Raw genomic sequence first — 19,868 nt, forward strand, 5'->3', positions numbered from 1 at the left:
CATTGCGTTTATTTTATTGTCTGAAAATAATGAGAGGGGGCTTGAAGCTTGGATACTAAGTCAAATTACGCTAATCTAAAAAACGAATTAATTGCCTATGCACATGAAATTGGTATTCAAAAAATCGGCTTCACAACAGCTGACCCATTTTTATTTTTAAAAGAACGATTACTAATGGCAGAAGCATTAGATTTATTTACTGGATTTGAGCATCCCAACCTTGATGAACGTGTATATCCAGAACTTATTTTTAAAGAACCACAATCTATTATTGCAATTGCTCTAGCGTATCCTTCTAAATTAAAAGAAACGCCAATAAGTAAAAAATCAGGAAGACGTGGTGTATTTGCAAGAGCTTCATGGGGGATAGATTATCATACCATTTTACGAGAAAAATTAGCTTTATTAGAAGCTTTTTTAGCGGAGCGACTACCAGAAGTTCGAATGAAATCAATGGTTGATACAGGAGAACTTTCTGATGTAGCAGTTGCGGAACGAGCAGGAATTGGTTGGCGTGGGAAAAATACGCTATTAATAACCCCAGAATATGGCTCGTGGGTCTATTTAGGCGAAATGATAACCAATATTCCTTTTGAACCAGATCAACCTGCAAGTGACCTGTGCGCGACTTGTAATCAATGTGTGAAAGCTTGTCCGACGGGGTCTCTTCTTGGCGAGGGGAAAATGAATCCTAAAATATGTTTAAGCTATCTTACACAAACAAAAGACTTCTTAGATGAAAAATATCGCGAAGTGTTGCATAATCGTTTGTATGGTTGTGATACTTGCCAAGTAGTTTGTCCATATAATCGCGGTCATGATTTCCATTTCCATCCAGAAATGGAGCCTGTACCAGAACTCGTTCGACCTGAATTAAAGCCGCTTCTTACAATATCTAACCGAGCATTTAAAGAACAATTCGGTGAGATGGCAGGCTCGTGGCGTGGTAAAAAGCCTATTCAGCGCAATGCGATTATTATTTTAGCACGTTATAAAGATAAAACGGCTGTTCCAGAGTTAATAAATTGTTTGCAAAATGATCCGCGACCAGTTATCCGAGGAACTGCAGGCTGGGCATTACGCAAAATTGGCGGAGATGAGGCAGAAAAAGCCATCGAAGAAGCTCTCCAAATCGAACAAGATGAACAAGTACTTCAAGAATTAACAGCTATACCAAATTAATAGAAACCAGGTGAAAAGAAATGCCAAACCATATCGTACTTTATCAACCAGAAATCCCCGCAAATACCGGAAATATCTCCAGAACTTGTGCTGGAACAGATACTTTTTTACATTTAATTCGGCCACTTGGCTTTTCAACAGATGATAAAATGCTAAAACGCGCGGGGCTTGATTATTGGGATAATGTCAAACTTACGTATTATGACTCTATTGATGACTTTTTTGAAAAAAATCAAGGTGGAGAATTTTACTATATTACTAAATTTGGTCGACATGTTTATAGTGATATTGACTATAGTGATACAACGAAAGATTATTTTTTTATTTTTGGTAAAGAAACAACTGGCTTACCGGATGCTCTTTTACAAGAAAATGAAGAAAATTGTTTGCGAATTCCAATGACAGACCATATCCGATCATTAAATTTATCCAATACAGCAGCAGTTTTAGCTTATGAAGCACTTCGTCAGCAAAATTTTGGCGCACTTCTACAAGAACCCAATTATGATAGAAAGATTTTTCAAGATAAAAGGGGTAGTTAAGGTGAATAAAACAATTGATACAATCCTTGGACATTATTCTGTTCGGAAATTTGCAGATAAAGCACTTACGGAAGAAGAATTGGCGGTACTGATTAAAAGTGCACAAGCTGCTTCCACTTCTAGTTTTGTTCAAGCCTATTCAATTATCGGTATATCTGATAAACAAATTCGTGAAAAAATTTCGGCAATTGCTGGAAATCAAGCCTATACGGTTCAAACAGGTCAATTATTTATTTTTATAGCTGATTTAGCAAGGCATCAAGCAATTTTGGAAAGAGAAGAAGTCGATATAGAAGCTTTATCTACATCGGAAAAATCGTTGGTAGCTATCATTGATGCGGCGCTCGCAGCTCAAAATATGGCAATTGCTGCTGAATCGCTTGGTCTAGGTATTTGTTATATTGGTGGAATTAGAAATGATGTTAAAAAAATGGCGGAACTACTCGATTTGCCACCATATACTATGCCATTATTTGGGCTAACAGTGGGCTATCCAGTGGCAAATCAGGAAAAGGCTAAACCACGATTACCACAAGAATTGATTTATCATCAAAATACGTATCAAAAAATGGATCTTGCTATTTTGGCAAGCTATGATGAAAAAATAAAACAGTATTATAATAAAAGAACATCAGGAAAGCGTGTTGAAAGTTGGTCTGAACAAATGGCACGTGGAATAGGTCAGAAAAACCGGCTAGATTTAAAAGCCTTCTTAGAAAAACAACATTTAAGCCAAAAATAAAAAGAGAGCGGACTCGCTGTTTAAAACAGCGAGTCCGCTCTCTTTCTTTATTTACGGTTGTTTCTAGCCATTTGAATTAAATTCCAAATAACAAGTATTAAAACAATAACGAGCAGGATGTTAATCAATCCACCCGCAATATGGAAAATAATTCCAATTAACCATACAACTACCAAAATAACAATAATTCCCCAAATAAGGCCTAACATTTAAAAAACCTCTTCCGAAATAACATTTGATTGTACGGTTATCTTTTCCCGCAAGGCCATTCTTTAAACATAGTAACTTAAAAAATTAGTCCAGTTGTTTAGTAATGTATTCAAGTAGTGCTTTTACGCCTGCAGTGACCATTTGTTCAGTTTCCTTAAAATCACCAGTATAATAAGGATCTGGAATTTCTTTCTCTTCTTCCCCTAAAACAAAGGACATTAGTGAGCGAATTGTAGCTTTTGAGTTGTTTGCAAGTGCTTTTAAATCACTTATATTTTGTTGGTCCATGCCAATAATAAAGTCAGCCTCGGCAAAATCGGTAGCAGAAATTTTTCTTGCTTTCATAAATTGATAATCGACATGATGTCTTTTCAAAATTTCTTTTGTTCCTCGGTGTGGTGGTTTGCCTAAATTCCAAGTACCAGTTGCAGCAGAATCGATTGCAATTTGGTTGCTCAGTCCAGCTTTCTCTACCTCAGCTCTGAAAAGTCCTTCCGCCATAGGAGAACGACAAATATTCCCTAAACATACAAATACTACTTTTATCAAAAAATTTCCTCCTTTATTAATCATTCCATTCCTTTTTTAATAAATCTAATTCGTCTGAATCGATTCCTTTACTTTTGGAAAGTAATGAAAAAACAGTTACTACTAAATCAGGAGCTAATTTGCGCCGGAAATAAAGCAATTGATTTTCAAATAAACGGTAAGCGAGCATATTATACGGAATCGCTTGTTTTTGTAAAATAGTGATTAAAGTTTGTAGATACCAGTTTTTATCTGGATAATCTTCTAAACTTTCCATTAACTGCTGCGTTCTTTGCACATCACATAAGGCAAGTATTTGATCTAATTTGAAACGTGAAAAATGTTCTGCCATATCAATTGGAAAGGGACTAAAATATAACTGAGTTAAAAAATCAGCCATATTTTCTGCAATCACAAGCGTTTGTAAAGTTTCAAACTCTACATAGATAATACTTGGGTTCTGAAGGTCATCTGTGTAAGAAAAACCAATATAGCGAGCTTCATCTTGATGAAAAAAGATTTGTTTGCCAGCTAGCTCCACATCATTTTGTTCCGGAATAGAAAACAGTAATTCATCTAAACTAGCCAAATAATATATTTCTCCATAATCAAGCCCATAAGAAGTAGGCTCGCTTGTTTTAAAATGATTTTTTCTAATAAGTCCGCCGTTTTGCTTTAGGATTAATTCGCGATATTCGGTAGGAAAGGTGACACCTAATTCCGCTTCTTTTGTACGAATTGCTTGCTCTAATATGCCTGGTTTTCCATTATCAATCCAAATGCTCATCTTTTTCAACTCCTTCCTGTATTATCCTAAAATAAAGTCATAAGCGCAATCGAAAAACATGATCAGTAAAGCCGTAAAAATCGGATTTAACTGATCATGTATTAAAAACTTATTTTAGACGATTACTATAATAATTATTTTCATTTCGAGCGTCAAATTTAGCTGTAAGTGCCTCCGTTTGCTCTACTAATTCCGCTTCTTTTTCTGCATCAAATAGGGGATATGCGGCTTGAAGAAATAAAAGTCGATCTAAGCCACTCTCTGTTTGAAGGGCTGTTTCTTTATTTGTATCAAATACTTCTCGTGCTTTTTCAAGTTGCTTCGAGCGAACTAAATATTGAAGTAGGTTCGCAAGTGGTGGAACTAATGCGCTTTTGTTTTTTACAAGCGGATATCCTTTATCAAAACATTCCTGTGCCATTTTAGTATCACCTAACTCTAAATAAGCAAGTGCCATATTACCGTAAGTCAAATGTGGAACTTCTGCGCAGCGTTGTTTACCTTTAATAATTGGTTTAGCCACTTTTTTTGCTGTTTCGTAATCCTGAGTAAAACAATAATAGTGTACTTGATCATTTGTTTCGCAAGCAGGGCAATCATTTAAGTAATCAGCTTTGGTTGAATGCCACTTTTCAAAGTATTGTTTTGCTTTTTTCGTATCACCCATCCGCATGGCTGCAAGCGTCGTAACTTTATAGTATGGACGAAGCGAATAATTTTGCTGTTCAAATTTGGCTTTCATATCCAACAAAAGATTATCTACTTGTTCTTTAGAAATCTCGTCAAATGTTGGAACATGCTCACTAATCCATTTGTATTTCCAAAAAAAGGAATAAAGATCAATAATTGATTCGTCATCCTCCCATTTCTTTACTAACCAACTAAAAGCTTGTAGTTGTTTTTTGGGGAAACCAGCAGTTAAACAAGTATCAATGAGCATTTCGCGTGCTTCAATTGCATTATCCACATCATTATACATATCTGCGCTCGCAATGGCTCTTTCTAATACTTTAATCTTTTCTGCATCATCTTCCATTTGCCATGCCATTTCTAAATCTTCTAAATAACTCATATATTTCCCTCCTAAAGTAATTCTAAAATGCGTATTAGATTTTGATTCATTAATTCCATTTCTTTTCGTTTAAGTGGATAATGTCCAAGTAGCAATGATTGAATGTACAGTACATTTACAATAACACTTAGTTCATCAATAGATTTACCAGATGTAAAAAGTCGTTTAATTAATTCATTGTCTAGGTTTAAATACAGATGCGCAAGTGGGGCAGGGGTCTGTTCTTTTTGAATGCTCTCTAAAATATCACTAAAAACAGAACTCGTCTCTTCCGCAGCTCGTTCCATTTCGCGAGATGCTTGTGTAGCAGCTGAATGAATAAAAATAATTGGTAAGTTATTGGGTTCAAAATGTTTAATAGCGACATCTGCATCAAATTCCATCATCATTTGGTTTAATTCTTTCAAAATTAATTGATAAGCAGACTCTTCTTCAAGCGTCATTGGTAAGAGCTTATCTGTCAATTCTTCTGGTTGAATTAAAACAAAATTTGTTTGATCGAGCAAATGATTCAAAGTTCCTAAAATAGGCGTATCATAAGAGTAGCCACCATTTATTAAGGTCAATCCGCTTGAACGAGCAATATCGGACATTTGTCTGAAATCATCTACTGAAAAAGTATAATAAATGGTAGTTTCAGTTTTCAAAATATCTGCTAGCTTTTCCTCCCCATTTAACGTTTTAAAAGTTAAATAAGGATAAATCAGTGTTAAAAATGGGATATCTTCACTCGCAAGTGCTTTAAAACCTAGATAATGCGTATTTAGTAATTTCGTTAGTGCTTTTTCTGGTAATGTTTCAATACCTTTTTTAAGTGCTACACCTAGTTCTGTTGCCACAGCAGTTAACCGTTCATTTTTATAAAACGATTCCCTAGAAGCCACAGGTTGAAGTTCATCCGTCCAGAGTATACATTCAGCAAAGAATGCCCAATCAGGTAAGACATTGTTCGCTTCACTTGTAACAAACATATTATTCAAAAATACAGTTTGTTTGCGAACAGCATTCATTTGAACAGTATAAGGAATCATATATGCAATACCAAAAGTCCGACCAGACTCATTTTCAATTAAAAAATAATCATTAAAACGGGTTCCAAGGATTTGCTCTCCGTAACGAATAATTTGTTCTCTCGGAAGTTGATGTAAAGTCTCTTTATTAGCAAATTGTTTAGTCCATCCATTGATACTTTCTTCAAAACCATTTTTTTCTATTAATATTGTACTTTCTAAAGAGGAACCATATTTTCGAAGTGTATTAATTAAATACGGAGTTTCTTCGCATTCTGGATGTTCCTCTAAATCAGCTCTAAGGCGTAAAAATACTTGTGTTCCAGGTTCGCGCGATTCTGTATCTAATATACGAACAGAGTAGGTTCCATCGGATTTTCCGCGCCATTCTGTTGTTTCGTTATTTTTTTTCGAAGTAGAAATCATCACAATTTCATCACTTACAATAAAACAAGAAAGTAAACCAATCCCAAAGCGACCAATAAAATCATTAGCGCTTTGACCTTCAAATTTTTTTTCGCCTTTAGAAGAATTAGCGATAGTCGCAAGGAATGCATGCACCTCTTCTTCCGTTAAACCAATACCATTATCTTCTACAATTAATGTTTTTTCGTCTGTCTCACCAGATAAAGAAACATGTATTTGCCCTTCTAATTCGGGCTCTATCTTTTTTCTAGCTCTAATTGCATCTGTTGCATTTTGCAATATTTCGCGAATATATACATCTTTTTCATCATATAAGTGATTAGAGAGTATATCAATCATACCAGCTAAATTCACTTGAAAACGGTGTGAATAATCCATTCTATCTGCCTCCTAATTGATTAAGTCTAGTTTTTATTTTATCATAAGAGAGTAGTAGAATGCTGAAAAATGTTTAATAATTTTTAGCAGTGGTAAATACTTTGTGATGGTTTCCACACTAGACATGGGAAAGAAAGTAGTTTATAATAATTATTAAGTAGTAACGATTATAAATAAGGAGGAAGTATTATGAAAACAATTAACTCAGTAGACACAAAGGAATTTTTGAATCATCAGGTAGCAAATTTAAATGTATTTACAGTAAAAATCCATCAAATCCATTGGTATATGCGAGGTCATAATTTCTTTACGTTACATGAAAAAATGGATGACTTATATAGCGAATTTGGAGAGCAAATGGATGAAGTAGCAGAACGTTTAATTGCAATCGGTGGCAGTCCATTCTCTACTTTGAAAGAGTTTTTAGAAAATGCAAGTGTAGAAGAAGCTCCTTATACAAAACCAAAAACAATGGATCAATTAATGGAAGATTTAGTTGGGACATTAGAATTACTTAGAGATGAATATCAACAAGGTATTGAGCTGACTGACAAAGAAGGCGATAATGTCACAAATGATATGTTGATTTCCTTTAAGGCAAGTATCGATAAACATATTTGGATGTTTAAAGCATTCTTAGGTAAAGCACCATTAGAATAAAAAAGTGAAGATTGTGCGGGAATTTTATTTCTGCACAGTTTTTTTATTTTATCTGTTATAGTACAATATTATCATTTTTAAGTTGTTTTAATACAATTTGGTTTAGATAATAGCAGAAAGAGGTATATAAACTTCATAACAAAAAGCAGAAAAAGTGAAATCAGACGAAAAATCTGCTATTCTTTAGTAACATAAAGTGAAAATTCTGTACAAAAATTTGGAACGAGGAGTGAGCGTATGAATATCGAGGTAACGGACCAAGCAAATAAATGGTTTCATGATGAGTTTGATGTTTCAGATGGTAATGGAATCCGACTTTTTGCGAAATATGGTGGTTCCAATAGTTCCTTGCACCCTGGTTTCTCTATTGGTTTAACCGCCGAAAAACCGCAAGAAGCAGCAGTGGCCGAAGAAAAAGAAGATTTAACCTTCTTTATTGAAGATCATGATTATTGGTATTTTAAAGATCATGATTGGAAAATCGACTATGAACCAAAAACCGAAGAAGTATCATTTTCCTTTAAAGAAAAAGTGAAATGACCACCACATAAATAGCCGTATGTAATCAAGTTGATTGCATACGGTTTTTATTTTAAAAAGCCTTTACTGTTTTACGGGGTTTTGCTATTCTACTAAGAGAGCAGGAGGAATAGCATGACAAAGAAATTAGTAATATGTATGAGTTTAATCGCTTTATTTCTAAGCGGTTGTAGTTTTTCAACACAGCCAGAAAAAACATCTAATGTAACAGAGAAGTCATTAACAGGAGCTGAATTCCAATTTTTTGATGTTGGACAGGGTGATAGCACACTTATTCAAGCAGAAGATGGGACGACCATCCTAATTGATACAGGTAGACAAGATGATGATCGAATATTGACCTATTTGAAAGAAGCCAATGTGAAAAAGATAGATTTGTTGCTATTAACACACCCGCATGCCGATCATATTGGAAATGCGGATAAAATAATTGCTACATATAAACCAAAAGAGATTTGGATGGATGGGCTAGCTTTTTCGAGTAGTATATATGAAAGAGTGATTGATGCAGCGCTTGCTTCTGATGCCACTTATAAAGAACCAAGGCGGGGTGAAACAGCAACTTTTGGACCATTTAACTTAACCGTTCTTAGCCCAGATAAGTTAGAAAATGATGCCAATAACGATTCTATTGCAGTAAAAATTTCTTATAAAGATATTTCAGCCATTTTTACTGGTGATGCGGAAAAAGGGCGTGAAAAAGAAATGGTTGAAAGCGATGAGGATTTGAAAGCAGACATTCTTGATTTAGGTCACCATGGTTCTTCTACATCGAATCAACCCTACTTCTTAGATGAAATTAAACCACAAGTAGCTGTTTATTCCGCTGAACTTGCAAACAGCTACGGTCACCCACATGTAGAAGTATTAGAATGGCTAAAAGATCGAAAAATTGCTACTTACGGAACCGATGTAAATGGGACTGTAACCATTGAAACAGACGGTGAAAAAATTCATGTTCAAACGGAAAAAAATGGAACACCAAAACCAGGAAGTAGCTACAATAATGAAGAAGGAACACAAAAAACAGAAGATGCCACTTCAGAAGAATTACCAGAAAAAATTAATATTAATACTGCCTCAGAAGAAGAATTGGAACTACTGCCATTAATCGGACCGGCGCTTGCGGATAAAATCATCGCAGAGCGGCCATATCAAACATTGGATGATTTAAAAAAAATTAACGGCATTGGCGATGGAATAGTGAGACAGATAAAAGAACAAGGCATTGCTGTGACAAAGTAGGTGATTAGTTTGAAAAAAGCGATTTTGGACAGAATAGAGGATGGAAAAGCAGTTTTTTTACTAGAACCAAATAATACAGAATGGTTGGTCGAAAAAAATAAATTAGCTCCAACTATTAAAGAAGGAGATGTAGTGATTATTTCAGAAACTAATGAAATAATCACACAACCCCAAGAAACAGCCGATATGAAAAAACGTATTGCCGAAAAACTTGAAAAACTACGAAAAAAAAACTGAGAAAAACTTTGTTGAAATCTCATGAAATTATCATTTGTCTTTCAGCGCATTCTTTTTTAGAAAAGTTATTATATGTATAAGCTAACAACAAGCAAAACATTTTCATTTCTTTCCCTTTTTAGAATGAAAATCCCAAACTCCCTTTTTGCTAGTGCGGTTTACTCCCTTTTTCCGCACTAGTTTTTTTATGTGCAATTTTAATTTTTGTGCGCAAATAAAAATTTATTTCGGCCAGCATCTAGACCACAATAAAGCATTAATAGGGAAATACCAATTAGAACATATAAGGTTGGTTGCCAACTACCGAGAATATCATGCAGTGTCCCAAAAAGTATTGGACCAGAAGCGGCAAATAAATAACCAATAGATTGTGCCATTCCTGATAAATCTGCTGATTCGGCAGCGCTTGCTGTTCGCAAATTAAAGAACATCATCGAAAGACTAAAAGCCATCCCCGAACCAATTCCATATAAAATAATAACTAGTGACAAAATAATTAGATTCCCATTTGCAAACATAATCCCGAAAATTCCTAATAGAAATAATGAGATAGAAATACCAACAAGTAACTGCTGATTTTTCATTCGACCAGCAATAATCGGAATAATAAAAGTCACAGGCATTACAGCAAATTGCATAAGCGACAACATTAATCCACTGGACGTATTTGATAAACCTTGCTCTGCTAAAATATTTGGTAACCACGCAATCGAAATATAATAAATGGCTGATTGTGAACCCATAAATAAAGAAATTTTCCAAGCTAGTGGAGATTTCCATACAGAAGTTGTCGCTAAGTGAGAAGCTATTTTAACAGTGTTTTTTTGGTTGAATTTTAATTGAGGTAGCCAAAAAACAAACGCTAAAACTCCCAGTAATGCCCAAAAAATCATACTTCCGCGCCAATTATAGGGATTATTCATTGCAATCGGAACTGTTAATCCAGCAGCAATTGCCGAGCACAAATTCATTGAAATAGAGTAAACCCCTGTCATTAATCCTAATTTAAACGGAAACTCTTTTTTTATTAAACTAGGTAAAAGTACATTTCCAACTGCGATTGCTAGACCTATGAGAAAAGTACCTATAAATAAGTTTCCGGTGCCACCAAACGGACGAAGAAAACTACCAATAACAAGCGTTAAAAGTGCAATGAAAAGGAGCACCTCAATTCCTAGAGAGCGACTTAGTTTAGAGACAAATGGTGATAAGCCGGCAAATGCAAGTAGTGGGATAGTCGTAAGCAAACCTGCCATAGTGTTAGTTAAATGTAAATCAGATTGTATTAGCCCCATCAGTGGACCAACTGAAGTAATAGGTGTTCGTAAATTTGCAGCAATTAAAATAATACCGATAATAAGCATTACCTTACTTGATCGAGTAAGGATTTTGTCTTCTGTTAAATCAACATTCATTATTTTTCTCCATTCTGTATAGCAACTTGTTGGAAGTAGGTGATGTATTCCGTTACTTCATAGGCTGCTCGTTCTTTGTTTTGTTCTTTTATGGCAGATATAAGTGCAGTGTGACCATGATGCTTATTTTCGCTTGGATTAATATCTGTTGTACTTGTAATGGAAAACTGGATTTCTTCTAAAATATTTGCATACATATCAAGCAATAATTGATTATGAGCCGCCTTTACAACAGCTAAGTGCAAGGCTGTATCTGCTTTTATAAACATAGAAATATCTTTTTTGTTACTAGCCTCTATACAAAGTTCGCGATAGTGGTTTAATGATTGTAAATCTTGCTCTGTGCGGCGTGAACAGGCTAAAATAACTGCTTCCCGGTCAAGCGCATGTCTAATTTCCAGTATTTCCTGAACAGAGGATTCCCGAACACGTTTTTGCATAATAGCTTTAAGTTCACTATCATTTCTAACAAAAGTACCATCGCCTTGTTTCGTTTCAAGTAGTCCAATATGTGCAAGCGCGCGAATAGCCTCTCGAAGTGTATTTCGACTAATACCAAATTGAGTCATTAAATCAGCTTCTTTAGGAATACGTTCACCAATTTTCCAAGTACCACTAGTGATTTCACTTTTTATTTGTTCATAAGCTTGTTCAGCTAGCGATTTGCGTGCTAGTTTTTCTACCATAATATTCACTCCTTTAAAGGTAGGATGATTGGTTCTATTTTACATAGGAATAAAGTTTTTGTAAACCTTATTTTTTGAATTATGATAGAATAGAGAAAGAAAAGGGCTGGTGAGAAGATGAATTGGTTAGAAAGATTTAAAGCGAATAACACGGCAAAACGGGTATTTGTGTTTATTTTGCTTGGAATTGTACTCTACTTACTAAGAAGTATGATTGATTTAATTTTGTTAACCTTTATTTTTGCATTTTTAGTTACTCGACTTGAAAATGTGATTTTAAAAAGAGTGCGAATACCAAGAAAGCTAATCGTGATTGTCTTATACACATTAGTTGCAATATTTTTGTATATAGCAATCGTTCATTTTTTACCAATATTAATTGATCAAATTTCTCAATTAGTGGATTCGTTAGTGAAAATTTATAATAATCCAAGTGATAATCCGGTAGTGAATTGGATAATTGGATTTTTAAAAGAATCTAATATTCAAAAATACTTACAAACTGGCGTTGACTTTATCATCGCTTCGCTTTCAGGGATAGGATCAATTGGATTATCTTTCTTTTTAGCACTAATACTAAGTTTATTTTTCTCACTTGAAAAAGAACGTGTCGCTTCTTTTACTGGACAATTTTTATCAAGTAAGATTGGCTTTATTTTTAAAGAAGCAGCATTTTTTGGAAAGAAATTTGTTTCCACTTTTGGAGTGGTACTAGAGGCACAATTAATGATTGCACTTGTAAATACAGTTATTACAACTATTGCGTTATATTTAATGGATTTTCCGCAATTATTAAGTCTTTCTATAATGGTGTTTGTTCTTGGATTAATTCCAGTAGCTGGAGTTATCATTTCTTGTATACCGCTCGTTCTTATTGGATATTCCGTTGGTGGATTTCAAGATGTTTTCTACATTTTAATTACAGTTGTGATTGTTCATGCAGTGGAAACTTATATTTTGAATCCAAAGCTAATGTCTTCCAAAACTAATTTGCCCGTCTTTTATACGTTTATCGTATTAATTTTTTCTGAAACATTTTTCGGCGTATGGGGATTAATTGTAGGGATACCAGTATTTGTATTTTTATTAGATATTCTAGATGTGAGAAATGCAGAGGACAAAGAAAAACGAACGATATTTGGGCGTAAGAAAAAAGTAGATTAAGCGAGTGCTTAATCTACTTTTTCTGTTTTCCAAAGAAATTCTGCTACCATTGTATCAATATCGTTATTTTCGTGGAGTTTACTATGAGCAGCATTTTTTCCAGTAAAAACTTTCTCTTCATAACTGGCTACTTGGTTTTCAAAGATAAATTTACCAGAAAGAGCACTTGCAACCGAAACACTACCATCGCTTTTAGTCCCATCCAGTGTATCACCGGCAATATTTAAAACATTTAACTGAGAAGGGATATTTTGTTTATTCTTGATAAAATTGCTATAGCGTTCAGAAGATTGCTTTGGCCCATCTTCTGTTAAGTCATAAGCTGTAATACCATTATCACCAATGACTAGCCCATTTAGCGGCGCACCTATCAAAATAAGCTTTTCAATAACCGGATAAGCTGTATCATTCCCTGTTTTTTCAATATAGTTAGTTAAACTCACGCCTCCCATGGAATGACCAAGCGCATTAACTTTTTCAATGTGATAATTATGTTTCAGTTCTTTCATAACGCTTTCTATCCATAGTGTTTGATTAACCATCGAACTTTTATTATTTTCAAAAATAACTTGAATGGTAGGGTTGTGGCTAAATTTATCATAAGTACCTGTTGTCGAAATCTCACCATCAGTTGCTACTGTCATAACTAGTGATTTTGTCACATCTCCGTCACTTGCAAAGCGATTAATCATCCCTCCGAGTGAGTTTGCTGTACCTGAATAGCCGTGAACAAAAAGTGTTGGTATAGCTATTTCTGTTGTAGATGTTGTCTCTTTAGTAGCTGTTTCTTTTTTCTTTGTCTCAGCAGTTGCTGTATTTAGATTTGCATTCTTTTTAGTTGGTTCGAAATGAAGGAATATCACACCAAAACCAGTAATAATTACGGCAAGCATCATAATTCCGATAATAATTTTTTTCATAATAAACTTCCTTTAACTTTTATTTCTGCCCCCATAAAAATGAGCCAACATATTTATCTACAACAGTAGATTCATGCATGCTACTATGGGTTGCTTGTGGTCCTTTAATTACATGAGTAGTCACTTTTTGATGTGCAAATAATTTTTGACCATATAGCACACTATCTAATTTAACTTCTCCGTCACTATTAGAACCATCTTCTAGGTTTCCACCAATAATCATAATTTCTGTATTAGTAGGCAATACTTTTGCCATTTTTTCAGCAAATTTTGTATGCACATTGTTGGCATTTTTAATATCCACTTGTTGATCTCCGTTGACATACTCTTCTGGATAAAATGGTACAGCTAGAAATACAATTTTATTTACTTGTGGATAGGAATTGTTTTTTTCATAACTTGCTAAATAAGCTACCCAAGCGCCCCCGCCCATCGAATGACCAACTGCATTAAATTTTTTGATTTCGTAGTTTTGGTGTAGGTAGGACATAACTTTTTTCGTCCACATAGATTGTTGTGGTAAAGTTGCCCGATTATCTTCAAACACAATATTTATAAGTGGATTTTTTGTTGATTTATCATATGTACCTGTAGTCGAGATATTTCCGTCAGGGCTTACATTTACAGTTAATGTCTCTTTTGCCCAATCATATTTTTGATCAAAGCGACGTATCATTCCATGAAGTGAGCGATCGGTACCACGATAACCATGAATAAAAATCGTAGGAATGGTGTCTTGTGCTGCTTTTGGATAGGAAGTATTGATGGTTAATAGTATAAATAGTGCTCCAACTAAACAGCCTAGTGGTAAGATAATGGAGAAGAACACACGCTTTAGCATTATTTTACGCCCCTTTATATTTCGTTATGAACAAATTATACATTTTTTTACTTAAAAACGCACGATTGGTCTTCTTTTTCTGTAAAATTAATGGTTTATTCTCAGGAACACATATAGTATACTGTAAAAATAAGCGAAGAAACGGAGGCATTTAGAATGATTAAACGAACAGGTGAAGTTGTACTTGCTATTATTGGTCTAGTTTTTAGTGTATTAATGCAAGCTGCAATTGCTACTATAGGATTTTTAATGGTAAATGGTTCTAAAGCCAATGAAGGATTAACTACTTATTATAATAATTACTATCAAACAATGGCTAAATGGGATATTCCAAAAAGTGAAATTCCAGATGCTGATAGAGTATTGGATTTTGTACATACGTTGTCGTGGGTAGCTTTATCAGGTGGAATAATCACTTTAATTCTTGGGATAGTTGGTATATTCTACATTGTTAATAACAAAAAGCCCGTTTTATCTGGTTTTTTATTCTTATTAGCAGGAATTGTATCGCTTGTTTCAACTGTTTTAATAGGCTTTTTCCCAGCATTAATCTTTGTAGTTGCAGCAATGCTTTGTTTTATTCGCAAACCAAAAAGCAACTATTTACATTTTTAGCAAGAAAGAGGGAGTTGGAATTTCCAGCTCCTTTTTGTTTTGCCTTTCTTTTTTTAGGGAATAATATAGAGGATTTCAAGAGGAGGTTGATAGTGTGAAAAGTAAAGTTGGTATTATTGCTGGAACAATTGCTGGGGTGGTTGCCTGTGTAGCGGTTTATGTGGTGAAAAAACAACAGCCACCTACCCCTTTTGATGAAGTAAATGATATTAGGTCGCGCTATGAGGAAGCAGATATTTCAGAAACGGAACTTGAAGAAGCCAACATGGTTTCAGAAGGTGGGGTTTCATCCATCCAATATGAAGAAAAAATTAAATAGTCCTTAAAACAGTTTGTTTCTTGTGTTTCGCAAGAGGCAAACTGTTTTTTACTTGGAATGTTTCCTAATTGTCATGAAAATATGTTATCCTTTAAGTAGATAATAGGACTCAGGTTGTAGGTGGATTTCCTTCTACAGCGGGTTCTTCAAGTTGATACATAGCGTTATGATAAGTACAGTAATAAAAGAAAGATAAATTAGCTACTCTTGGAAGTAAGGAGGTAGACGTATTGAGAGCAATTTTGATCGGTGTATTAATAGTTTTACTAATTTCAATGATACTTATAGTACTATGGCCAGCAATTATGGCAACAATTGGTGCAGTACTAGGCTTTTGGTCATTAAAGAAACTTCTCGAAGCACGTTCTTTAGGAGAGAAAATCTTATATGGAGTTTTAATCGGCGTTGGTGCCTTGATTATTCTAGCTAACTTAAAAGGAATTTTGGTTGTCGTGATTATTGGCGCAATTATTTACTTCCTAACTAGAAATAAAAATAAACCTAAAAAAAATGATGATATCTTTGACTACCCATACAATAAATAATTGGAGGAGAAAAAAATGGCAAACCTTTTTGAAAAAATGAAACAATGGAATAAAGAAGTAAGCGAAAAGATTGAGAAACGTGAAGAAAAACGTCGTAATTCAGTGAGCTACTATATGGATAAAACCAAACAAGAAATGAAAGATGCAGAACGTATGGTTGAAAAACAACGTGAATTAAAATCTCTTTTCTACAAAGAATACAAAGAAATGGAAGTTTATGTTGAAAAACGTCGTCACCAAGCTGAAATTGCAAAAGAAGCAGGCGAAACTAAGTTAGCAGATTTTGCTCTAGAAGAAGTGGCTCAATATGAAGAACAATTAGAAGCTACAAAAGGTCATTATGAACAAGCATCAGAACAACTTGAAAAATTGGAATTACGGATGCACGAAATGCGTTTAAAATGGAAAAATCTTAAAACACAACATCTAGCTGAAATGGCGGAAAAAAATGCCACAGAAACATCTGAAAAAATGGATAAAGTAATTCATGATATGAGTTGGGGTAGCGTAAGTGATTACCATGAAGCGCAAAAACAACGCGATTTAGCAGATGAAGCTGAGAAAAAAGCAGATATGAACAAAGAACTTTCTCAATCCTTTGATGATCTTATGGATGAGTTAGAAAAGAAAACGAAGAAAAGTAAAGAAGTCATCAAAGATAAAGCACAAAACTTTACAACAATGGTAGATGAAATTATTGAACGCGAAAAACAAAATTTCAAAAAGCCTGAAAAAGCATCTATGGAAGATCAATTAAATGAGCTGGAAAAAGAAGCAGCAAAAGAAAAACCAAAAGAAGAAAAAGAAGTGCTTATTCCAGAATTAGAGAAAAAAGAAGAGCCAAAAGAAGATAAATAAAAAGTGCGACACCTAAGATTGTAGGTAAAGTGAGAAATCATTTTGCTTACAATCTTTTTTTATATTCGAATGTAGGGGTTGTTTTCAAACTAGCTAGAAATTAATACAGCTAGTATTTTACCTAAATAAGAGCTATATCATTTTTTATAATATGGAATAGGCTAGCTATGATGCTTGAAATTATTTTTCCAAAGTTTTATTTTTGCTTATTTTTATATTGTTCGGGGTAAATAGGGAAAGATAAGTTGCATTTTAATAGATACATGTTATAATAATTGGTATAGACCGATTTAACGAGGAGGCAATATGTAATGGCTAATAAAGTAATTACAAACGCTACAATTTATACTGGTAAGGGAGTTCTTGATAACGCTTTTGTTAGGTTTGACAAACAGATTTTGGAAGTTGGTTCCATGGCTGATTTTCAAGCAGATAAAATAGAAGAAGTCATTGATGCTAAAGGACAAAAAATTGTTCCAGGATTTATTGATGTTCATTCCCATGGTGGTTATAGTTTTGATGCAATGGATGCAGATCCAGAAGCGCTTAGAAAACAAGTGAATGGTATGTTAAATGAAGGGATTACTACTTACTTCCCAACAACAATGACACAATCACATGAAAATATTGAAAAAGCATTAAAAGTAATCAATGAAGTAGCACAAACAGAGCCAGTAATTGGTGGAATTCACTTAGAAGGTCCATTTGTTTCAAAGGTCTTTAAAGGCGCGCAACCAGAAGAATACATTCAAGCACCTGATTTAGAACTTTTTAAAAAATGGTTTGATATTTCTGGTGGTTTAATCAAATTAGTAACCTATGCACCAGAACATGAAACATCTGCGGACTTTGAGAATTTTTGTTTTGAACTAGGTGTTGTTCCGAGTATTGGACACTCTAATGATGTTCGGGAACACTTGAAAACAAGTAAAGCAACCCATGCCACTCATTTATATAATGCTTGTCACCGAATGACGCACCGCGAGCCTGGTGTTCCAGGGCACGTTTTACTTGAGCAAGGTATTAATGCTGAAATAATTGTTGATGGAATTCACGTTCACCCCGATATGGTGAAATTAGCTTATAAAATGAAAGGTGCAGAACATCTTTGTATCATTACTGATTCCATGCGCGCAAAAGGTATGCCAGAAGGAAAATCTGAACTTGGCGGTCAAACAGTAATCGTAAAAGATAAACAAGCTCGTTTAGAAGATGGAACACTTGCAGGCAGCGTGTTAACTTATGATGATGGTTTCCGTAATATGATTAAATTTACTGGTTGTACTATGGAAGAAGCAGTTCTTATGTCTTCTGGAAACCAAGCTCGCGAGTTTAATTTAACACAAAAAGGTGCTATTCAAGCAGGTAAAGATGCAGATTTCAATATTTTAAATGATAATTTACAAATAACTGCCACATATTCATTCGGAAAAAAACATTCTTGAGAGGAAGATAATTACTATGCAACTTATCACAACAGAAAATAAATTAACAGGTTCAAAAAAAGCTTTAGAATTGATTGAAAAAGGCATTACCTCTGGTGAAGTGAAAACATTAGGGCTAGCAACAGGAAGTACACCAGAAACCCTATATGCAGAGCTTGTAAAGAGTAATGTAGATACTAAAAATGTAACAACAACTAACCTAGATGAATATGTAGGTCTTGCAGCGAGCGACCCAAACAGTTATCATTACTATATGAATAACTTATTATTCTCTAAAAAAGCATTTAAAGAAAGTTTCTTACCAAATGGAGAAGCGACCGATGCAGAAGCAGAATGTTCTCGTTATGAAGATATTTTGTCAGAGCATCCAGTAGATATTCAAGTATTAGGTATTGGTACAAATGGCCATATTGGCTTTAATGAACCAGGAACTTCCTTTGATTCACTTACACATAAAGTCGTGTTAACTGATTCCACTCGTGAAGCCAACAAACGCTTTTTCGAAAGAGAAGAAGATGTACCGACTCATGCTTATTCTATGGGAATTAAATCAATTATGAATGCAAAAAAAATTATCCTACTTGCTTTTGGTGAAAACAAAGCACAAGCAATCAAAGAAACTATTAAAGGACCTGTAGATGTGAATTGCCCTGCTTCTGTACTTCAAAATCATCCAGATGTTACAGTGATTCTTGACAATGAGGCGGCGTCACTTCTATAAGAAGAGGGCGGGAAAATGATCGATAAACAATCAGGAATACCGATTTACATTCAAATTCAAAGTGAAATTAAAAAGAAGATGGAAGATGGCATTTGGAGTGTTGGAACTTCTATACCTGCTGAACGTCAACTTGCAGAAATGTTCCATGTTAGCCGAATGACAGTTAGACAAGCAATTCAGGGCTTAGTGGATGACAATATTTTGCAAAGACGTATTGGTGCAGGCACATTTATTGCGGAAAAGAAATTGACAGAACGACTTGAGGCAGTCACGAGTTTTACTAATTTGATGCTGCAAGAGGGTAAGGTTCCTTCGACACGCATTGTATCATATGGGATTCGTCCAGCAAGTACGCAAGAACAAGAAGCACTGCAACTACCAGAAGACAGCAATGTGATGAAAATTGAGCGGATTCGTTACGGCGACCGTGTTCCAATACTTTACGAGGTTGCTGCAATTCCAGAAAAAATTGCTTCACTGCTTACAAAGGAAGATATTATGGACTCCCTTTATAAAGCGATTGAATTAAAGCTTGGTCAACCAATTGGAGAAGCAGAGCAAATCATGGAAGCTTCTTTAGTCTCAGAAAAAATTGCGCCATATCTTGATGTAAAACTCGGCTCACCTGTTATGAAACTTCGACAAATCACTATGCTAGAAGATGGTCGACCATTTGAATTCACACGTTCCCAGTATGTTGGAAGTAGATTTCAGTTTGTAGCAAGGATTAAACAATAAAAAAAAGCTTGAAATGATTTTAACTCGTTTCAAGCTTTTTTG

The 19,868-nt window shown here is 34.6% G+C and carries 24 protein-coding genes; 15 read left to right on the forward strand and 9 right to left on the reverse strand.

Features of this window, described 5'->3' with window-relative positions; genetic code table 11:
• The first annotated feature begins 48 nt into the window (after positions 1–48).
• From queG to nfsA, 3 genes are read left to right on the forward strand one after another with little or no spacing between them, the layout of a single operon-like run.
• Positions 49–1,182 (forward strand): tRNA epoxyqueuosine(34) reductase QueG, encoded by a 1,134-nt coding sequence (gene queG, locus HCJ50_RS00970; protein ID WP_185346464.1) that lies wholly within the window; start codon positions 49–51, stop codon positions 1,180–1,182.
• A gap of 20 nt (positions 1,183–1,202) precedes the next feature.
• Entirely contained in the window at positions 1,203–1,724 is a 522-nt protein-coding gene (trmL, locus tag HCJ50_RS00975; RefSeq protein ID WP_185346462.1) for a tRNA (uridine(34)/cytosine(34)/5-carboxymethylaminomethyluridine(34)-2'-O)-methyltransferase TrmL, read from the forward strand.
• A gap of 1 nt (position 1,725) precedes the next feature.
• A complete protein-coding gene (gene nfsA / locus HCJ50_RS00980; protein WP_185346460.1) occupies positions 1,726–2,466 on the forward strand; it encodes an oxygen-insensitive NADPH nitroreductase in 741 nt (246 codons plus the stop codon).
• A gap of 47 nt (positions 2,467–2,513) precedes the next feature.
• Here nfsA and HCJ50_RS00985 read toward each other — a convergent pair whose 3' ends face one another.
• From HCJ50_RS00985 to HCJ50_RS01005, 5 genes are all read right to left on the reverse strand, one after another.
• Positions 2,514–2,675 (reverse strand): lmo0937 family membrane protein, encoded by a 162-nt coding sequence (locus HCJ50_RS00985; protein WP_185346458.1) that lies wholly within the window; start codon positions 2,673–2,675, stop codon positions 2,514–2,516.
• Between the two features lie 85 nt (positions 2,676–2,760).
• The gene (locus HCJ50_RS00990; RefSeq protein ID WP_185346457.1) at positions 2,761–3,225 is read right to left on the reverse strand and encodes a low molecular weight protein-tyrosine-phosphatase; all 465 of its coding nucleotides are present in this window, start codon (positions 3,223–3,225) and stop codon (positions 2,761–2,763) included.
• Positions 3,226–3,241: 16 nt separating this feature from the next.
• Positions 3,242–3,991, reverse strand: coding sequence for an SMI1/KNR4 family protein (locus HCJ50_RS00995; RefSeq protein ID WP_185346455.1), 750 nt, complete (start codon positions 3,989–3,991; stop codon positions 3,242–3,244).
• Positions 3,992–4,100: 109 nt separating this feature from the next.
• On the reverse strand, positions 4,101–5,063 hold the full coding sequence (locus HCJ50_RS01000) for a hypothetical protein (RefSeq protein ID WP_185346453.1): 963 nt from the start codon (positions 5,061–5,063) through the stop codon (positions 4,101–4,103).
• Positions 5,064–5,074: 11 nt separating this feature from the next.
• Positions 5,075–6,877, reverse strand: coding sequence for an HSP90 family protein (locus tag HCJ50_RS01005; protein WP_185346452.1), 1,803 nt, complete (start codon positions 6,875–6,877; stop codon positions 5,075–5,077).
• Between the two features lie 189 nt (positions 6,878–7,066).
• On the opposite strand from HCJ50_RS01005, the gene fri reads away from it, so the two are divergent.
• The 4 genes from fri to HCJ50_RS01025 all read left to right on the forward strand — a co-directional run bounded on the left by fri (position 7,067) and on the right by HCJ50_RS01025 (position 9,559).
• Entirely contained in the window at positions 7,067–7,537 is a 471-nt protein-coding gene (gene fri / locus HCJ50_RS01010) for a non-heme iron-binding ferritin Fri (RefSeq protein ID WP_185346450.1), read from the forward strand.
• 237 nt (positions 7,538–7,774) lie between these two features.
• On the forward strand, positions 7,775–8,077 hold the full coding sequence (locus tag HCJ50_RS01015; protein ID WP_185346442.1) for a HesB/YadR/YfhF family protein: 303 nt from the start codon (positions 7,775–7,777) through the stop codon (positions 8,075–8,077).
• A gap of 114 nt (positions 8,078–8,191) precedes the next feature.
• Positions 8,192–9,322, forward strand: coding sequence for an MBL fold metallo-hydrolase (locus HCJ50_RS01020; RefSeq protein WP_185346440.1), 1,131 nt, complete (start codon positions 8,192–8,194; stop codon positions 9,320–9,322).
• 9 nt (positions 9,323–9,331) lie between these two features.
• The gene (locus tag HCJ50_RS01025) at positions 9,332–9,559 is read left to right on the forward strand and encodes a DUF3006 domain-containing protein (RefSeq protein WP_185346438.1); all 228 of its coding nucleotides are present in this window, start codon (positions 9,332–9,334) and stop codon (positions 9,557–9,559) included.
• Between the two features lie 197 nt (positions 9,560–9,756).
• Here the strand turns inward: HCJ50_RS01025 and HCJ50_RS01030 are convergent, their stop codons facing one another.
• Positions 9,757–10,974: a CynX/NimT family MFS transporter gene (locus HCJ50_RS01030; RefSeq protein WP_185346436.1), complete on the reverse strand. Its 1,218-nt coding sequence runs from the start codon at positions 10,972–10,974 to the stop codon at positions 9,757–9,759.
• A complete protein-coding gene (locus HCJ50_RS01035) occupies positions 10,974–11,660 on the reverse strand; it encodes a FadR/GntR family transcriptional regulator (protein WP_185346434.1) in 687 nt (228 codons plus the stop codon). The genes HCJ50_RS01030 and HCJ50_RS01035 overlap by 1 nt, the downstream gene beginning before the upstream one ends.
• Positions 11,661–11,777: 117 nt before the next feature.
• On the opposite strand from HCJ50_RS01035, the gene HCJ50_RS01040 reads away from it, so the two are divergent.
• Positions 11,778–12,824, forward strand: a complete 1,047-nt coding sequence (locus HCJ50_RS01040; RefSeq protein WP_185395439.1) for an AI-2E family transporter — start codon at positions 11,778–11,780, stop codon at positions 12,822–12,824.
• A gap of 8 nt (positions 12,825–12,832) precedes the next feature.
• Here the strand turns inward: HCJ50_RS01040 and HCJ50_RS01045 are convergent, their stop codons facing one another.
• Both HCJ50_RS01045 and HCJ50_RS01050 read right to left on the reverse strand, forming a co-directional pair.
• Positions 12,833–13,744, reverse strand: a complete 912-nt coding sequence (locus tag HCJ50_RS01045; protein WP_185346431.1) for an alpha/beta hydrolase — start codon at positions 13,742–13,744, stop codon at positions 12,833–12,835.
• Between the two features lie 19 nt (positions 13,745–13,763).
• Positions 13,764–14,585 (reverse strand): alpha/beta hydrolase, encoded by an 822-nt coding sequence (locus tag HCJ50_RS01050; RefSeq protein ID WP_185346429.1) that lies wholly within the window; start codon positions 14,583–14,585, stop codon positions 13,764–13,766.
• Between the two features lie 156 nt (positions 14,586–14,741).
• Here HCJ50_RS01050 and HCJ50_RS01055 point away from each other — a divergent pair, with 156 nt between their 5' ends.
• The 7 genes from HCJ50_RS01055 (at position 14,742) to HCJ50_RS01085 (ending at position 19,826) form a co-directional block, all read left to right on the forward strand.
• A complete protein-coding gene (locus tag HCJ50_RS01055) occupies positions 14,742–15,200 on the forward strand; it encodes a DUF4064 domain-containing protein (protein WP_185346428.1) in 459 nt (152 codons plus the stop codon).
• A gap of 94 nt (positions 15,201–15,294) precedes the next feature.
• Positions 15,295–15,519 (forward strand): hypothetical protein, encoded by a 225-nt coding sequence (locus HCJ50_RS01060; RefSeq protein WP_185346426.1) that lies wholly within the window; start codon positions 15,295–15,297, stop codon positions 15,517–15,519.
• 230 nt (positions 15,520–15,749) lie between these two features.
• Entirely contained in the window at positions 15,750–16,064 is a 315-nt protein-coding gene (locus tag HCJ50_RS01065) for a lmo0954 family membrane protein (RefSeq protein WP_185346424.1), read from the forward strand.
• A 15-nt stretch (positions 16,065–16,079) separates the two neighbouring features.
• Positions 16,080–16,922: a PspA/IM30 family protein gene (locus tag HCJ50_RS01070; RefSeq protein WP_185346422.1), complete on the forward strand. Its 843-nt coding sequence runs from the start codon at positions 16,080–16,082 to the stop codon at positions 16,920–16,922.
• Positions 16,923–17,233: 311 nt separating this feature from the next.
• On the forward strand, positions 17,234–18,367 hold the full coding sequence (nagA, locus tag HCJ50_RS01075; RefSeq protein ID WP_185346420.1) for an N-acetylglucosamine-6-phosphate deacetylase: 1,134 nt from the start codon (positions 17,234–17,236) through the stop codon (positions 18,365–18,367).
• Positions 18,368–18,383: 16 nt separating this feature from the next.
• Positions 18,384–19,088: a glucosamine-6-phosphate deaminase gene (gene nagB / locus HCJ50_RS01080; protein ID WP_185346418.1), complete on the forward strand. Its 705-nt coding sequence runs from the start codon at positions 18,384–18,386 to the stop codon at positions 19,086–19,088.
• Positions 19,089–19,103: 15 nt separating this feature from the next.
• Positions 19,104–19,826 carry a GntR family transcriptional regulator gene (locus tag HCJ50_RS01085; RefSeq protein ID WP_185346416.1) on the forward strand — a complete coding sequence of 241 codons (723 nt, stop codon included), beginning with the start codon at positions 19,104–19,106 and terminating at the stop codon, positions 19,824–19,826.
• Positions 19,827–19,868: the final 42 nt, after the last annotated feature.

This window comes from Listeria immobilis (assembly GCF_014322765.1).
In the GTDB taxonomy this organism is placed as follows: domain Bacteria; phylum Bacillota; class Bacilli; order Lactobacillales; family Listeriaceae; genus Listeria; species Listeria immobilis.

Bases quoted from the DNA above. Each gene is read 5' to 3' on its own strand.
- trmL (WP_185346462.1), top strand. From the start codon at position 1,203: ATGCCAAACCATATCGTACTTTATCAACCAGAAATCCCCGCAAATACC.
- HCJ50_RS00985 (WP_185346458.1), bottom strand. From the start codon at position 2,675: ATGTTAGGCCTTATTTGGGGAATTATTGTTATTTTGGTAGTTGTATGG.
- HCJ50_RS00995 (WP_185346455.1), bottom strand. From the start codon at position 3,991: ATGAGCATTTGGATTGATAATGGAAAACCAGGCATATTAGAGCAAGCA.
- HCJ50_RS01000 (WP_185346453.1), bottom strand. From the start codon at position 5,063: ATGAGTTATTTAGAAGATTTAGAAATGGCATGGCAAATGGAAGATGAT.
- HCJ50_RS01005 (WP_185346452.1), bottom strand. From the start codon at position 6,877: ATGGATTATTCACACCGTTTTCAAGTGAATTTAGCTGGTATGATTGAT.
- fri (WP_185346450.1), top strand. From the start codon at position 7,067: ATGAAAACAATTAACTCAGTAGACACAAAGGAATTTTTGAATCATCAG.
- HCJ50_RS01015 (WP_185346442.1), top strand. From the start codon at position 7,775: ATGAATATCGAGGTAACGGACCAAGCAAATAAATGGTTTCATGATGAG.
- HCJ50_RS01020 (WP_185346440.1), top strand. From the start codon at position 8,192: ATGACAAAGAAATTAGTAATATGTATGAGTTTAATCGCTTTATTTCTA.
- HCJ50_RS01030 (WP_185346436.1), bottom strand. From the start codon at position 10,974: ATGAATGTTGATTTAACAGAAGACAAAATCCTTACTCGATCAAGTAAG.
- HCJ50_RS01035 (WP_185346434.1), bottom strand. From the start codon at position 11,660: ATGGTAGAAAAACTAGCACGCAAATCGCTAGCTGAACAAGCTTATGAA.
- HCJ50_RS01040 (WP_185395439.1), top strand. From the start codon at position 11,778: ATGAATTGGTTAGAAAGATTTAAAGCGAATAACACGGCAAAACGGGTA.
- HCJ50_RS01045 (WP_185346431.1), bottom strand. From the start codon at position 13,744: ATGAAAAAAATTATTATCGGAATTATGATGCTTGCCGTAATTATTACT.
- HCJ50_RS01050 (WP_185346429.1), bottom strand. From the start codon at position 14,585: ATGCTAAAGCGTGTGTTCTTCTCCATTATCTTACCACTAGGCTGTTTA.
- HCJ50_RS01055 (WP_185346428.1), top strand. From the start codon at position 14,742: ATGATTAAACGAACAGGTGAAGTTGTACTTGCTATTATTGGTCTAGTT.
- HCJ50_RS01070 (WP_185346422.1), top strand. From the start codon at position 16,080: ATGGCAAACCTTTTTGAAAAAATGAAACAATGGAATAAAGAAGTAAGC.
- nagA (WP_185346420.1), top strand. From the start codon at position 17,234: ATGGCTAATAAAGTAATTACAAACGCTACAATTTATACTGGTAAGGGA.
- nagB (WP_185346418.1), top strand. From the start codon at position 18,384: ATGCAACTTATCACAACAGAAAATAAATTAACAGGTTCAAAAAAAGCT.
- HCJ50_RS01085 (WP_185346416.1), top strand. From the start codon at position 19,104: ATGATCGATAAACAATCAGGAATACCGATTTACATTCAAATTCAAAGT.